This is a genomic window from Micromonospora sp. NPDC050276 (genome assembly GCF_044459545.1).
In the GTDB taxonomy this organism is placed as follows: domain Bacteria; phylum Actinomycetota; class Actinomycetes; order Mycobacteriales; family Micromonosporaceae; genus Micromonospora.
The window spans coordinates 492,137-505,041 of sequence record NZ_JBITJA010000004.1; the positions used below are offsets into that span (position 1 = coordinate 492,137).

General features: G+C 71.3%; 9 protein-coding genes. 1 reads left to right on the top strand and 8 read right to left on the bottom strand.

The features are described from left to right. Nucleotides 1-7 precede the first annotated feature (7 nt). From ACIBF8_RS11150 to ACIBF8_RS11180, 7 genes are all read right to left on the bottom strand, one after another. The gene (locus tag ACIBF8_RS11150; RefSeq protein ID WP_396782389.1) at nt 8-1,798 is read right to left on the bottom strand and encodes a gamma-glutamyltransferase family protein; all 1,791 of its coding nucleotides are present in this window, start codon (nt 1,796-1,798) and stop codon (nt 8-10) included. Next, complete coding sequence (locus tag ACIBF8_RS11155; RefSeq protein ID WP_396782390.1) at nt 1,795-2,796, bottom strand: ABC transporter ATP-binding protein; 1,002 nt, start codon at nt 2,794-2,796, stop codon at nt 1,795-1,797. The genes ACIBF8_RS11150 and ACIBF8_RS11155 overlap by 4 nt, the downstream gene beginning before the upstream one ends. Next, the gene (locus tag ACIBF8_RS11160; protein WP_396782391.1) at nt 2,793-3,809 is read right to left on the bottom strand and encodes an ABC transporter ATP-binding protein; all 1,017 of its coding nucleotides are present in this window, start codon (nt 3,807-3,809) and stop codon (nt 2,793-2,795) included. Before ACIBF8_RS11160 ends, ACIBF8_RS11155 begins: the two co-directional genes overlap by 4 nt. After that, the gene (locus tag ACIBF8_RS11165; protein WP_396782392.1) at nt 3,806-4,693 is read right to left on the bottom strand and encodes an ABC transporter permease; all 888 of its coding nucleotides are present in this window, start codon (nt 4,691-4,693) and stop codon (nt 3,806-3,808) included. The genes ACIBF8_RS11160 and ACIBF8_RS11165 overlap by 4 nt, the downstream gene beginning before the upstream one ends. After that, nucleotides 4,690-5,646, bottom strand: coding sequence for an ABC transporter permease (locus ACIBF8_RS11170; RefSeq protein WP_396782393.1), 957 nt, complete (start codon nt 5,644-5,646; stop codon nt 4,690-4,692). Before ACIBF8_RS11170 ends, ACIBF8_RS11165 begins: the two co-directional genes overlap by 4 nt. 6 nt (nt 5,647-5,652) lie before the next feature. Further along, nucleotides 5,653-7,329, bottom strand: a complete 1,677-nt coding sequence (locus tag ACIBF8_RS11175; protein ID WP_396782395.1) for an ABC transporter substrate-binding protein — start codon at nt 7,327-7,329, stop codon at nt 5,653-5,655. 78 nt (nt 7,330-7,407) lie between these two features. After that, complete coding sequence (locus ACIBF8_RS11180; RefSeq protein ID WP_396782397.1) at nt 7,408-7,989, bottom strand: TetR family transcriptional regulator; 582 nt, start codon at nt 7,987-7,989, stop codon at nt 7,408-7,410. 66 nt (nt 7,990-8,055) lie between these two features. Here ACIBF8_RS11180 and ACIBF8_RS11185 point away from each other — a divergent pair, with 66 nt between their 5' ends. Beyond that, on the top strand, nt 8,056-8,751 hold the full coding sequence (locus ACIBF8_RS11185; protein ID WP_396782399.1) for an NAD(P)-dependent oxidoreductase: 696 nt from the start codon (nt 8,056-8,058) through the stop codon (nt 8,749-8,751). A gap of 80 nt (nt 8,752-8,831) precedes the next feature. On the opposite strand, the gene ACIBF8_RS11190 is transcribed toward ACIBF8_RS11185, so the two are convergent. After that, nucleotides 8,832-12,866, bottom strand: coding sequence for a discoidin domain-containing protein (locus ACIBF8_RS11190; RefSeq protein WP_396782401.1), 4,035 nt, complete (start codon nt 12,864-12,866; stop codon nt 8,832-8,834). Nucleotides 12,867-12,905 lie beyond the last annotated feature (39 nt).

Consider the following 12,905-nt stretch of genomic DNA (forward strand, 5'->3'; position numbering starts at 1 on the left):
GCTACGGCTAACGGCCGCACGCGTAGCCCTGCATGCCCCGGGGGTTCGCACCGGCGGAGAGCACACCCGTCGCCGGATCGCGGGTCACCGCGCAGAGCCTTCCGAGGCTCCACCCGTCGACAACCCGCACCTCGTGCCCGTACGCCCGCAGCTCAGCGAGCACGCTCTCGTCGAGGCGGTCCTCCACCACCAGGACGCCGGGCTCCATGTCCCGTGGATAGAACGACCCGGGCAGGCTGACCGTGTGCCAGGCCGGCGCGTCGATGGCCTCCTGCAACGACTGACCACCGACGAGATGCCGCAACAGGAACGGCAACTGCCACTGGTCCTGCTGGTCGCCACCGGGGGTGCCACACGCCAGCACCGGCTCGCCGTCGCGGTGCACCATCGTCGGGCTCAACGTCGTACGCGGGCGGCGGCCCGGTGCCAGCGACGAGGCCAGCCCCTCCTCCAGCCAGAACATCTGCAACCTGCTGCCCAGCGGAAAGCCGAGTTCCGGGATCGTCGGGGAACTCTGCAACCAGCCGCCACTGGGGGTCGCGGAGATCATGTTGCCCCAGCGGTCGACCACGTCCACGTGACACGTGTCGCCCCGGGTCACCCCGTCCGACTGCACGGTCGGCTCCCCCGTCGTGGCGTCCATCGGCCCGGCGTGTCGCCCGGCACCCGGCCGGACGTGGGCCGGCAGGCGCGGCTGCGCCCCGTCGGGACGCCCCGGCCGCAACTCCGCCGACGCGCGATCGCCGATCAGGGCGGCCCGCTCCCGCGCGTACTGCGGGGAGAGCAACGCCTTGGCGGGAACGTCGGCGTCATCGCCGTACCAGGCCTCCCGGTCGGCGAAGGCGAGCTTGAGCGCCTCGACCTGGGCGTGCACGCCCGCCGCGGTCCCCGGGTCGTACGCGCCGGGGTCGTCCAGCGCGTCCAGGGTGGCCAGTGACTCCAGCAGCACCGGGCCCTGTCCCCAGAAGCCGGTCTTCGCCACCGAGTAGCCGTGCCAGTCCAGGGTGGCGGGAGTCTCCCAGCTCGCCGAGTACGCGGCCAGGTCGTCGCCGGTGACCAGCCCGGCGTGCGGGCGTCCACTGGAGTCCTGGAACGGTCGCCGGCTGAACGCGTCGATCGCCTCGGCGACGAAACCGGTGCTCCAGGCCCGACGCGCGGCCTCGATCTGGGCCTCCCGGTCGCTGCCGGCCGCCTGTCCCGCCTCGACGAGCCGGCGCAGGGTGTCCGCGTACGCCGGGTTGGTGACCAGCTCCCCCGCGACCGGTGGCCGGCCGCCGCGCAGCCAGAGCGCGGCGGAGGTGGGCCAGTGTTCCTCGAACAACGACCGGACCGCCGCCACGGTGTCACCCACCCGACCCACCAGCGGGTGCCCGGCGCCGGCGTAGCCGATCGCCGGCTCCAGCACCTCGGCGAGGGTACGTGTGCCATGCTCGCGCAGCAGCAGGAGCCAGGCGTCCACGGCACCGGGCACGGCCGCCGCGAGCGGCCCGGCACCCGGGATGAGGTCCATCCCGAGGGAGCGGAAGTGCGCGATGGTGGCACCGGCCGGCGCCGGACCCTGCCCGCACAGCACCTTCGGCCGGGGGTCCCGGGCGGTGGCCACGATGGCCGGCACCTCGCCGCCCGGCCCGTTCAGGTGCGGCTCGACGACGTGCAGGACGAACCCGGCGGTGACGGCCGCGTCGAAGGCGTTGCCGCCGCGTTCGAGGATGCCCATCGCCGCCTGGCTGGCCAACCAGTGCGTCGAGGACACCATGCCGAAGGTGCCCTGCAACGTGGGTCGGGTGGTGAACGTCATGACAACACCTCACTGGGATCTGCGCTGCGAACGTCGGGGCCGGTGCCGTCCGACCGGACCAGGTGGCACGCGGCCATGCCGTCGCCGATGGCGGTCTGCGCCGGCACCTCCGTCGCGCACCTGTCGAAGGCGAGCGGGCAACGGGTGCGGAACCGGCAGCCGGACGGCGGGTCGAGCGCGGACGGCAGGTCGTCGCCGAGCAGCACCGGCTGACGCTCGCGCTGACGCACCGGATCGGCCACCGGCGCGGCGGACAGCAGAGCCTGCGTGTACGGGTGGGCGGGCCGGGCGAAGATCCGCTCGCGGCTGCCCGTCTCGACGAGTTGACCCAGATACATGACGGCGATCTCGTCGGCCAGGTATTCGACCGCGGACAGGTCGTGGGTGATGAAGAGGCAGGCGAACCCGATGTCGCGTTGCAGGTCGGCGAGCAGATTGAGCACCGATGCCTGCACGGACACGTCGAGCGCGCTGGTGGGTTCGTCCGCGATGAGCAGCATGGGCTCGGAGATCAGCGCCCGCGCGATGCTGACCCGTTGGCGTTGCCCGCCGGACAACTCGTGGGGATAGCGGCGGGCCACCTCGGCGCGCAGGCCCACCCGTTCCAACTGTGGAGCGACGCGGGCGTCCCGGTCGCGCCCGGAGATCCGCTTGCCGGCCAGCCGCAGCGGCTCGGCCACGATCTCGCCCACCAGCATCCGCGGGTCCAGCGACGCGGCCGGGTCCTGGAAGACGATCGACACCGCGCCCCGATGGGGGCGCAGCCGCCGTCGGGACAGGTGGGTGACGTCCGTGCCGGCGATCCGGACCGTTCCCGCGGTCGGCTCGACGAGCCGCACCACGCATCGACCCACCGTCGACTTGCCGGAGCCGCTCTCCCCCACCAGGGCGGTGACCCGGCCACGCGGGATCGTCAGGGACACCCCGTCCACGGCGCGGACCGGGCCGAAGTGCATCACCAGGTCCTCGATCTCCAGGGCGTTCGGCTGCGGCGTCATCGGTTCGCCTCCTGAGCTGCCGTCGGTGCCGTTGTGCAGGGGTGCCAACAGGCCGCGACGTGGTCGGCGCCGCCAAAGCCCGCCAGCGGCGGGGCGACCGACCGGCACTGCTGGTCGGCGGCCGGGCAGCGATCCGCGAAGGTGCAGGCGTCGGGTTGGGTCGCCAGCACGGGCACCAGCCCGGGGATCTCGGTCAACCGATCCGTGCCGGCGTGCCGGCCCGGTTGCGGCGACGCCGACAGGAGCCCGGCCGTGTACCGGTGCCGAGGGTTGGCGAACAGGTCGTCCACCGGCGCGCGTTCCACCACCCGCCCCGCGTACATGACGACCACGCGGTCGGCGATGTCGGCGATCACGCCGAGGTCGTGGGTGATGATGAGGACGCTGGTGCCGAGCCGGTCCCGCAGGTCCCGCAGCACCTGGAGGATGCCGGCCTGGACGGTGACGTCCAGCGCGGTGGTCGGTTCGTCGGCCACCAGCACCTTCGGGCCACAGGCCACCGCCATCGCGATCATCACGCGTTGACGCATGCCGCCGGAGAGCTGGTGCGGATAGCTGTCGACCCGCTGGGCGGCGGACGGAATCCCGACGAGCGTCAGCAGCTCGACGGCGCGCGCCCGTGCCGCCCGTCGGGACATCCGCTCGTGGACCTGCAGCACCTCCCCGATCTGTCGCCCGACGGTGAGCACCGGGTTCAACGACGTCATCGGCTCCTGGAAGATGTACGCGATCTCCCGGCCGCGGACCCGTCGAAGGGCCGACTCGCGGGCGCCGACCAGTTGCGTGCCGTCCAGGCGCGCCGACCCGGTGACCCGGGCGCTGCCCGGGAGCAGGCCGGCGATGCTCATCGCCGTGACGCTCTTTCCGCATCCCGACTCGCCCACCATCCCGACGATCTCCCCGGGTGCGAGGTCCAGGCTGACGCCGTCGACCGCCGAGACGGTGCCGGTCTCGGTCGGGAACGACACCGACAGGTCGCGAATCTCCAGCACGGGTGCGGTAGCCGTGGTCATCGCCGGTCTCCCTTCGGGTCGAGGGCATCGCGCAGGGCGTCACCGAAGACGTTGAACGCCAGCGCCAGTCCCATGATCACGACACCGGGTAAGACGGCGGCCCACGGTGCGCGGGCGGCGAACTGCTGGGCGGTGGCCAGCATGGTGCCCAGACTGGGTGCCGGGGGTTGGATGCCGAGGCCGAGGAACGACAGCACCGCCTCGCCGAGGATCGCGGCCGGGATCGCGACCGTGGCCTGCACCAGGATCACCGACGTCGCGTTGGGCAGGATGTGTTTGGCCAGCACCCACAGGTCACTCGCGCCGTCCACGATGGCCGCCGCGACGAAGTCGAGCGACTTGAGGCGCAGCGTGTCCGAGCGGACCACCCGGATCACCCCGGGGATCTGGGCGATGCCGATGGCCACCGCGGCGTTGCCGAGGCTGGCCCCCCGGATGGCCGCCAGCCCCACTGCCATGATGAGGAACGGGAACGCCAGCAGCAGGTCGGTGCAGCGGGAGATCACCGCGTCCCAGGCCCGGAAGTAGCCGGCCGCGAGCCCGAGGGGCACCCCGATGACCAGCGACGTGGCCACCGCCAGCAGCCCCACCTGCAACGACGCCCGCGCACCGAGCATGATGCGGGAGAGGACGTCCCGACCGAGGTCGTCCGTGCCCAGCGCGTGCCCGGCGGTGCCGGGAGGCGCGAACGTACGGGCGAAGTCGGTCTGGTCGGCGGAGTAGGGCGCGATCCACGGCGAGAGCAGCGCGATGACGCCGGCCAGCGCGAGCACCACGAAGCTCACCACGGCGAGCGGGTTGCGACGCAGCCGCCGTAGCACCCGGGTACGCCGGGTGACGCTGGCGGGGCCGGTCTCCGCCATCGGTACGGTGAGGACGGTCATGCCGGATCTCCCGTCACCCGGATGCGTGGGTCGATGACCGAGTAGAGCAGGTCCACGAAGAAGTTGATCACGATGTAGGCCGTCGCGGTGAGCAGGACCACGGCCTGGATCACCGGGTAGTCCCGTTGGAACACCGCGTCGATGGTCATCTTGCCGAAGCCCGGGAGTCCGAAGATCTGTTCGGTGACCACCGCGCCGGAGATCAGTCCGCCGAGTTGGAGTCCCACGACGGTCACCACCACGATGAGGCTGTTGCGCAGGGCGTGCCGGGTGATGACGGCACGCGGTCGCAGGCCCTTCGCCTTCGCCGTCCGCACGTAGTCGGAGGAGAGCGAGTCCAGCATCGCCGATCGGGTCTGCCGCATGATGATGGCGGCCAGGCCGGTGCCGAGGATGACCGCCGGCAGGACGATGTGGTGCAGGTTGTCCACGGGATCCTCCAGGATCGGCACGAAGCCGGAGGCGGGGAACAGCCCGGTCGCCACGGACAGGTAGAGGATCGCGAGCAGCCCGAGCCAGAAGTGCGGCACCGACAGGCCGATCAGGGCCAGCCCGTTGGCGAGCCACTCCGCCGGACGTCCCCGACGCACCGCCGCGAGCACCCCGGCGCCGACCCCGAGGAACGCCGCGATGAGGATCGCCAGGATGGACAGCTCGACGGTCACCGGCAGGGCGGTGGTGAGCATCGACGAGACCGGCGTACCGGTGCGGATCGACACCCCGAAGTCGCCCTGCGCCATCCGCTCCACGTACTGGGCGAACTGCATGGGCAGCGGCTGGTCCAGCCCGTAGTGCCGACGGATGGCCGCCAATGCCTCCGGTGACCGGTCCTCCCCGGCCAGCGCGAGAGCCGGGTCACCGGGGAGGGCCCGCACGCCGACGAAGACCACGATGGTCGACAACAGCAGGGTCAGCGCCGACTGCCAGGCGCGGGTGAGCAGATATCGGGCCACGACGACCTACTTGGTGTAACCGGCGAAGGCCGCCCGGATCACGCCGTCCGGGAAGACCTGCAGGCCCTGGATCTGCTTGCTGACGGCGGTCAGGTTGCGCTGCCGGTAGAGGTAGATCAGCGCGTCGTCCTGCTGGAGCAGGGTGACCGCCTCCCCGTACAGCTTTTTGCGCTCGTCGATGTCGCCGGCCTGGCGGGCCTGGGTCAGCAGGGTGTCGAGCTGCGGGTTGCTGTAGCCGGCGACGTTCTGGCTGGCGCCGGTGCCGACGAAGTTCGTGATGTTGGCGTCCGGGTCGATCCGTCCGCTCCAGCCCAGTTGCAGCAGCTCGAAGTTGCCGCGGTCCTGTTCGTCGAGGAGCGACGAGTACTCCACTGGGTTGATCTTCAGGTCGAACCCGCCGTCCTTGACCATGGACTGCAACGCCTGGGCGAGGCGCAGCGTGTCGGGCGTGTTCGAGGCGAGCATCGTCACCGGGTACGGCGTCTGCACGCCCGCCTCGGCCAGCAACTGCTTGGCCTTGGCCGGGTCGTGCGCCGGGCAGGTCTGTGCCTCGGGCGACGAGAACGTGCTCGCGGGGGAGATCGGAGAGCAGGCGACGGCGTGCAGACCGTTGAAGACCGCGTCGACCAGGGCCTTGCGGTCGATGGCGTGCTCGAATGCCTGCCGCACCTTGGCGTTCTGGGCGAGCGGGCGGTTGATCGGCTTGGGTGGGGTGCGGACCCCGTCGACGTTGCCGACGTTGATGGTCAGGCCCTGGTAGCCCAGGGACTGCGACTGGAGGACGGAGACCGAGGTGTCCTGCCGTAGCGAGGCGACGTCCTGCGTGGAGATGCTGTCGGCGACCTGGGCGTCGCCGGAGCGCAGGTTGGCGGCGCGGATGCTCGCGTCGCTGAGGATCCGCCACGAGATGGCGTCGAGGTGGACCTTGTCGGCCTCGTAGTAGTTCGGGTCCTTCACCACCTCGATGGAGTTCTGCGGCACCCGCTTCGCGAACTTGAAGGGGCCGACGCAGACCGGCGCCGAGGCGAAGTCGTCACCCCGGCTCCGCAGCGCCTCCGCGCTCATGATCATGCCGGCCCGGTCGGCGAGGGCGCCGAGCAACGGTGCGAACGGCTGCTGCAACCGCAGGACGACGGTCTGCGCGTCCGGGGTGTCGATGCCGTCGATGGGCCCGAGTTCACTCTTGCGCGCGGACCGGGCGTTGCTGAGGTGGCGTTGCAGGGTGGCCTTCACCGCCGCGGAGTCGAACGCCGTCCCGTCCGCGAAGCGCACGCCCGGACGCAGCGGAATGGTCACCGTCCGGCCGTCACCGCTCGTGGTGGGCAGGGCCGTCGCGAGCTGCGGTACGACCTGCGCCTGCTCGTCGACGTCGTAGAGCTTCTGGCACATCGCCTGGAAGACATAGCGGGAGTAGAGGCTTCTCGACAGCGTCGGGTCCAGCGCGTCGGGCTCGGCGGAGAGGGCGATGACCAACTTGCCGCCCTGCTTCACTGAGGCGGGGTCTGCGGGCGTACCGAAGGAGTCCTGGCCGGCCGACTGGTTGTCGCCGGACTGGTCGCCGCCTTCGTCGTTCGACACCGGTGAGCAGGCAACAACCGTGCAGACGACAGCGGCCGCCGCCACGGCGGCCCGGAGCACACGGCGGCGGGGCAGGCTCGTTTCGCGGACGGAGAGGTTCGTCATGGAGAGCTCCTCAAGTGGGCGATTCGGGGAGCGTATGTTGTATACGATGACCGCCGCAAGACCTCCATGAATCGGTGCTCACGCCCGGGCACGGTCGTACAGCGCCGCGTGCAGCGCCGGCCCGAAGACCCGCCGGACGTCGACTGGGGACAGCGCACCGACCGAGTGGATCGGGTTCAGGTAGCGCGTGAAGATCAGCCCGCCCAGCACGCCGACCGCGGCGGTGGCGCGACGCGTCGCGTCGGGCCCGCCGAGAAATTCAGCGATGCGGAGGCGCAGCTCACCGTCGAGGTAGTCACGCAGGGCGCGCATCGTGTCGTCATCCTGCACCGCCATCCGGCTCTGCGCCGGCCCGGCGGCGTCCCACAGACCGGTGACGGAGTCGAGCAGACGGGCGGCCAGGCCGTCCCGGCTACCGCGCAGGGCCTGGTCGAGCGCGGTGGGATCGACGCAGAGCAGGTTGAGTGACTGGCTGAAGAGGCCCTGCTTGGAGCCGAAGTGGTAGCTGATCAGGGCCGAGTCGACGCCGGCGGCGGCGGCGACGGCCCGGACCGTGGTGCCCGGATAACCGTGCTTCAGGAACAGCTCGCGGGCGACCTCGGTGATGCGGGCCTTGGTGTCGGGGTTGCCGCGGGGTCGGCCCCGGGTTTTATTCAACACGGTTGAATAATGCCCTCCCCCGGTGGCACGGTCAACGCCGTCAACCCCACAGCGAGGAGCGAGCACATGCGCACTGTCGTCTTCGGCGCCACCGGCCCCACCGGCCGTCACCTCGTCGAGCAGGCCCTGTCCGCCGGCCACGAGGTCGTCGCGGTCGCCCGCCGCCCGCACACCGGACCACCCCGGCCCGGTCTCACCGTGGTCAGCGCCGACGTCACGGACCCGGACGCCGTCCACCGGGCCGTGGCCGGCGGCGACGCCATCCTGTCCAGCCTCGGTGTCCCGCTCACTCCGAAGCCGATCACCGTCTACTCGCGCGGCAACGCGAACATCGTGGCCGCGATGCACCGCCACGGGGTCAAGCGCCTGATCACCGTCAGTTCCAGCGTCCTGGATCCCCGTTGGCGACCGACCGGCGAGTTCTTCTTCAACACCGTGCTGGATCCGCTGTTCAACCGCAGGGTGGGGCGCACCGCGCACGAGGACATGCGGCGGATGGAAGCCCTCGTCCGCGACAGCGACCTGGACTGGACCATCACCCGGCCGTCCGGGCTGTTCGACCACCCGACCGTCACCGGCTACCAGGTGGCACAGGACGTCGCGGACGGCCTGTTCACCGCACGTGCCGACCTGGCGGCGAGCATGGTGGCGCAGCTGACCGACGACCGGTACGTCCGGCGGGCGATGGCGGTGATCACCACCGAGGTCCGGCCGAGCATCGCGGGTCTGCTCTGGCGCGAGGCGGTCAGAAAGAAGAAGTGAGCGCCCCGCCCGCTCGGGCCGAAGCCGGCCGGTCGCGGTGGGAGGCGGCCGGCACAGCGCCGCCCTCCCACCGCGTCCTCCTAGGAGTTGTACGCCTGCGCGGTCACGGTGACCTGGCGGGCGAGGCCCTTGCGCGCGGGCCAGGAGATCCGTACCTCCCGGGCCTCGCCCGGCAGCAACCAGAAGTAGTTGTCGTCGAAGCGGGCCGGTAGAACCCGGTTGCCGCGCTTGTCGCGCACGGCGAGCCGGACCAGCGCGGCGACCGTACGGCCCTGGTTGCGGACCGTCGTGGTGACGGTGTTCCGCCCGTCCACGACGCGTACGGTGCTCGACGACGTGGACAGGCGGGTGCTCGGCACGTCGTTGAGCGCCCGCATCTGCTCGGCCTTGTCGTAGCGCCAGTAGGTGTTCTCCGCGAGCAACCGGTCACGGCTGTCCCGCAGCTCCAGTCGCACCAGGTGCAACCCACCGCCGTCCGGCGCGGCGAGCGGGAAGACCGCCGTCGTGGCCGAGCGGGCCACGTCCACCCGCTGACGCTGCGGCGAACCCAACGACCGGCCACTCAGGTCGTACTGTCGGGCGCTGACCGTGAGACCGCTGAGCGGCGCGGCGGTGTGGTTGACCACCCGGACCTGCCAGCTGCCCGGGTCGGCCTGCACGTGCACCGGCTCGCACCCCTTGCGGGCGCCGTAGTAGGCGCCGTTCACGTCGAGGTCGTAGTCGTAGGTCTGCCAGACGGTGCTGTGCCACGCCGGGTGCGACATCCACAGCAGCAGGCCGGTGGCGTCCTGCCACAGGTTGGCATTCCACGCCTCGAACATGGCGCGGTGGCTCTCGTAGTTGACGAACTGCGCCCGGGTGGCGAACTCGTCGAGCGAGTCGGACTCACCGAGCCGCGCGTCGATCGCCGCCTGGTACGTGCCGACACGCTGGTTACCGATGGTCGACCAGTCGTGGTAGTTCCACACCTCACCGATCGGCCACTCCGGCGCGTCGCCGACGAGGTTGCGCATGCTCTCGGTCACCGACACCACCGGCATGCCGATCTCGGTGTGGAAGCCGAACGAGTCCGCCTCGTAGATCGTCGCGTCGGTGTAGGTCGCCGGGTCGACCCAGCCGTACGGCCCCCGCCCGCTCACGATGCCGCTGGCGGAGTTGGGGATGTAGAGGATCTCCGGGTGTTCGCTGGCGACGGCCTGCTTGAGCCCGGCGTCGACGATCGGCGGCGGGTCGCCCTCGTTCGCGCCGCACCAGACCACGATGCTCGGGTGGTGGCGGAAACGGCGGATGGTGTCGGCGGCGATGTCGACGTAGCCGGGCGGGTTGGGCAGGAACGCGCCCGCCTGCCAGAAGTCGTTCCAGACCAGGATGCCCTGCTCGTCGCAGGCCCGGTACAGCTCCTCGCGGTTGCTGCTGCCCAGCCAGTTGCGGATCATCGTGAAGTTCATGTCGCGGTGCATCTCGACCGTGTCGGCCAGCCGGTCGGGCAGCACCCGGCGCAGCAGCTCGTCCCAGCCCCAGTTGCCGCCCCGGGCGAACACCGGCACGCCGTTCACACTGACCTTCAGCTCGGTGATCTTGTTGCTGACCGACTTCACGTCGATCCACGACTGCCCGTCGGTGGACACCTGGATGACGAAATCGCGGGCGTACGCCTGCTCCCAGACGATGGTGACCTGGTCGAAGCTGACCGGGGCGCCGAGGTCGACCTGGATCCACTGGTTGTCCTCGAACTTCGAGGACCACCGGGTCCGGGGGTTGCCGTCGACGGCCCGGTCGGGGCCGTTGGAGTCGCCGTCCCACGATGACGCGGTGGCCGTCCTGCCCCGGGCCAGGTCGACGCCCGGCTCGGCCTGCCGCTGCACCGAGAGCGCCCACATGGACACCCCCCACGAGGTCGCCCGCGCGCCGGCCTGGATGCGCAGGTACTGGGCCGTCTGGCTGGCGAACGTCTCGACCTGCTCGGCGCGGCTGCCCAGCGGGGTGTCGTTGCTGACCGACGTCACATCGGTCCACGCGTCCCCATCGGCGGAGACCTGGACGCGATAGTCCAGCGCGTACGCCTGCTCCCACACGATGGTGACCCGGTCGAAGTCGACCGCCGCGCCGAGGTCGACCTGGATCCATTGGTTGTCCTCGGCCTGCGAGGCCCAGCGGGTCGCCGCGTCGCCGTCGACGGCCCTGGCGGGAACGTTGGCGTCGTTCTCCGACGACGACGCCGTGGCGTCGCGGTGCAGGGCGAGATCCGGGCCGGTGCCGTCGGCCACCGACAGCGAGAACATCGAGATGCCCCACCCGGTGGCGCGCTGTCCGGCCTGGATGCGCAGGTGTCGGGCGTGCTGCCGGGCGAACGTGACCGTCTGGGTCGCGGCGCCGTCGACGAACTCCAGCGCGGGCTTGCCGGGCGGCGAGATGACGATCGGCTGGTGCCAGTCGTAGCCGAACTCGCGGACCCCGAAGCGCAGCGCACGCCGGTCGCTGACCGAGCGCTTGACGGTGGCGGTGAGCGTGAGGTCGTACAGGTGGGGGTCGCCGTAGCCGTTGGGCCACCACAGCCGCGGGTTGCGCAGGCGCAACGCGGGGAAGCGATCCGGCGTGAAGGTGACGGTGCTGCTCCCGCCGGCGGGGACGGTCACGGTGGACTCGACGCGTACCTTATCGAACTCCGCGCGGACGGTGACCGTGGTGGCGCTGGCCGCCGCGTTGCGGACCGGAACCCGGATGGTGACCTCGGCGGTGTCGGTGCCGGGCAGGTCGGGCAGGGTGGTCTGCACGTGCGGGTCGCCGATGACCACGGCGCCGGTGCTGCGCAGGCGCACGTGGTCCCAGAGACCGGTGACCCGGTCGCGGACGGCGGGCATCCAGTCCCACCCGGACACCGCCAGGTAGGTGGGCGCGTCGAGGTAGTGGTGGGCGGACTGGAGGAAGGTACGACCGTCGGGGCCCTTGTCACCGGGGGTGCCCGGGTGCGGCATCGGCGTGACCCGGACGGCGAGGACGTGCTCGCCACGGTGACCGGCCAGCGCGTCGGTGATGTCGAAGGCCGCCCGCGCGAACGGGTGCTTGACGTCGCCGACCTGCACGCCGTTGACCCAGGCGGTGGCCTCGTGGTTGATCCCGTCGAACTCCAACCAGATCCGTCGGCCGGCCGAGGTATCCAGGTCCCGCGGCAGCCGCAGCGCGCGCCGGTACCACCAGGTGTGCCGGGACAGCGCCTCCGGGATACGCATGTTGTTGAAGCCGGCCACCGGGTCGGGCAGGTGGCCCTGCTCGACCAGGGTGCCCAGCACGGTGCCGGGGACCGTCGCCGGCAGCCAGGAACGGACGTCGACGCCGGCACGGGAGAGTTCGGCGCCGTCGGCGGTGCCGGCGAAGTCGTCCATCGTCAACGACCAGCCCGACTCCAGCGGCACCGTGCCGTCCGCGGCGACCGTGAGGTCGGGTGCCTTGTCGGTGTTGCCGCCCTCCCAGCTGGTCCAGCCCTCGGCCTTCGGCCGTCCGGCCAGGGGTACGCCATAGACCTGGAAGCCGTTGAGACCCACCGGGTTGCTGTTCGAGCGCTTCGTGGCCGTCATCCGGATCCAGCGGGCGGTGACCGGCTCCGGCAGCTTGATGGCCTGCACGCCGCCCTGGCCCTCGCTGGTCTCGTACACCGACCGCCAGGTGCGGCCGTCGGTGGAGACCTCGATCCGGTACGCCGTCGCGGCGCTGGAGAGGATCTCGTCACCGTCGGTGTCGGTGTAGTTGCCGTCGAACGGACCGTCGGTGAGGGTGGCCTCGAAGACCAGGGAGACGGCCTCGATCCGGCACGGCGCCTGCAGGTCCACCGATATCCACTGCGGATCGCCGTTGGCGGCGCGCCACCCACTCCCCCGGACTCCGACCTGCGGCAGGCCGTCCACCGCGAAGGTGCCCGGCGTCGGCGCGTAGTCGGTCGAGGAGACCGTCACCGGGCGGTACCGGGCGAGGTCGGTGGCCGCCGGGGTGGCAGTCGGCGCCTTCTCGGCGGCGGCTGCGACAGCGCCCGGCAGGGCCGCGGTCACCCCGACCGACGCGAGCAGCGTCGCGCTGGCGGAGAGGAAGGTACGCCGCGATATGGGCGATGGCTCGGACATCTTGCCTCCAGACATGACAACGTTGTCAGATGGTGGGTC

Coding starts and splice junctions, on each gene's coding strand:
- ACIBF8_RS11150 (WP_396782389.1), bottom strand. CDS start 1,798: ATGACGTTCACCACCCGACCCACGTTGCAGGGCACCTTCGGCATGGTG.
- ACIBF8_RS11155 (WP_396782390.1), bottom strand. CDS start 2,796: ATGACGCCGCAGCCGAACGCCCTGGAGATCGAGGACCTGGTGATGCAC.
- ACIBF8_RS11160 (WP_396782391.1), bottom strand. CDS start 3,809: ATGACCACGGCTACCGCACCCGTGCTGGAGATTCGCGACCTGTCGGTG.
- ACIBF8_RS11165 (WP_396782392.1), bottom strand. CDS start 4,693: ATGACCGTCCTCACCGTACCGATGGCGGAGACCGGCCCCGCCAGCGTC.
- ACIBF8_RS11175 (WP_396782395.1), bottom strand. CDS start 7,329: ATGACGAACCTCTCCGTCCGCGAAACGAGCCTGCCCCGCCGCCGTGTG.
- ACIBF8_RS11185 (WP_396782399.1), top strand. CDS start 8,056: ATGCGCACTGTCGTCTTCGGCGCCACCGGCCCCACCGGCCGTCACCTC.
- ACIBF8_RS11190 (WP_396782401.1), bottom strand. CDS start 12,866: ATGTCCGAGCCATCGCCCATATCGCGGCGTACCTTCCTCTCCGCCAGC.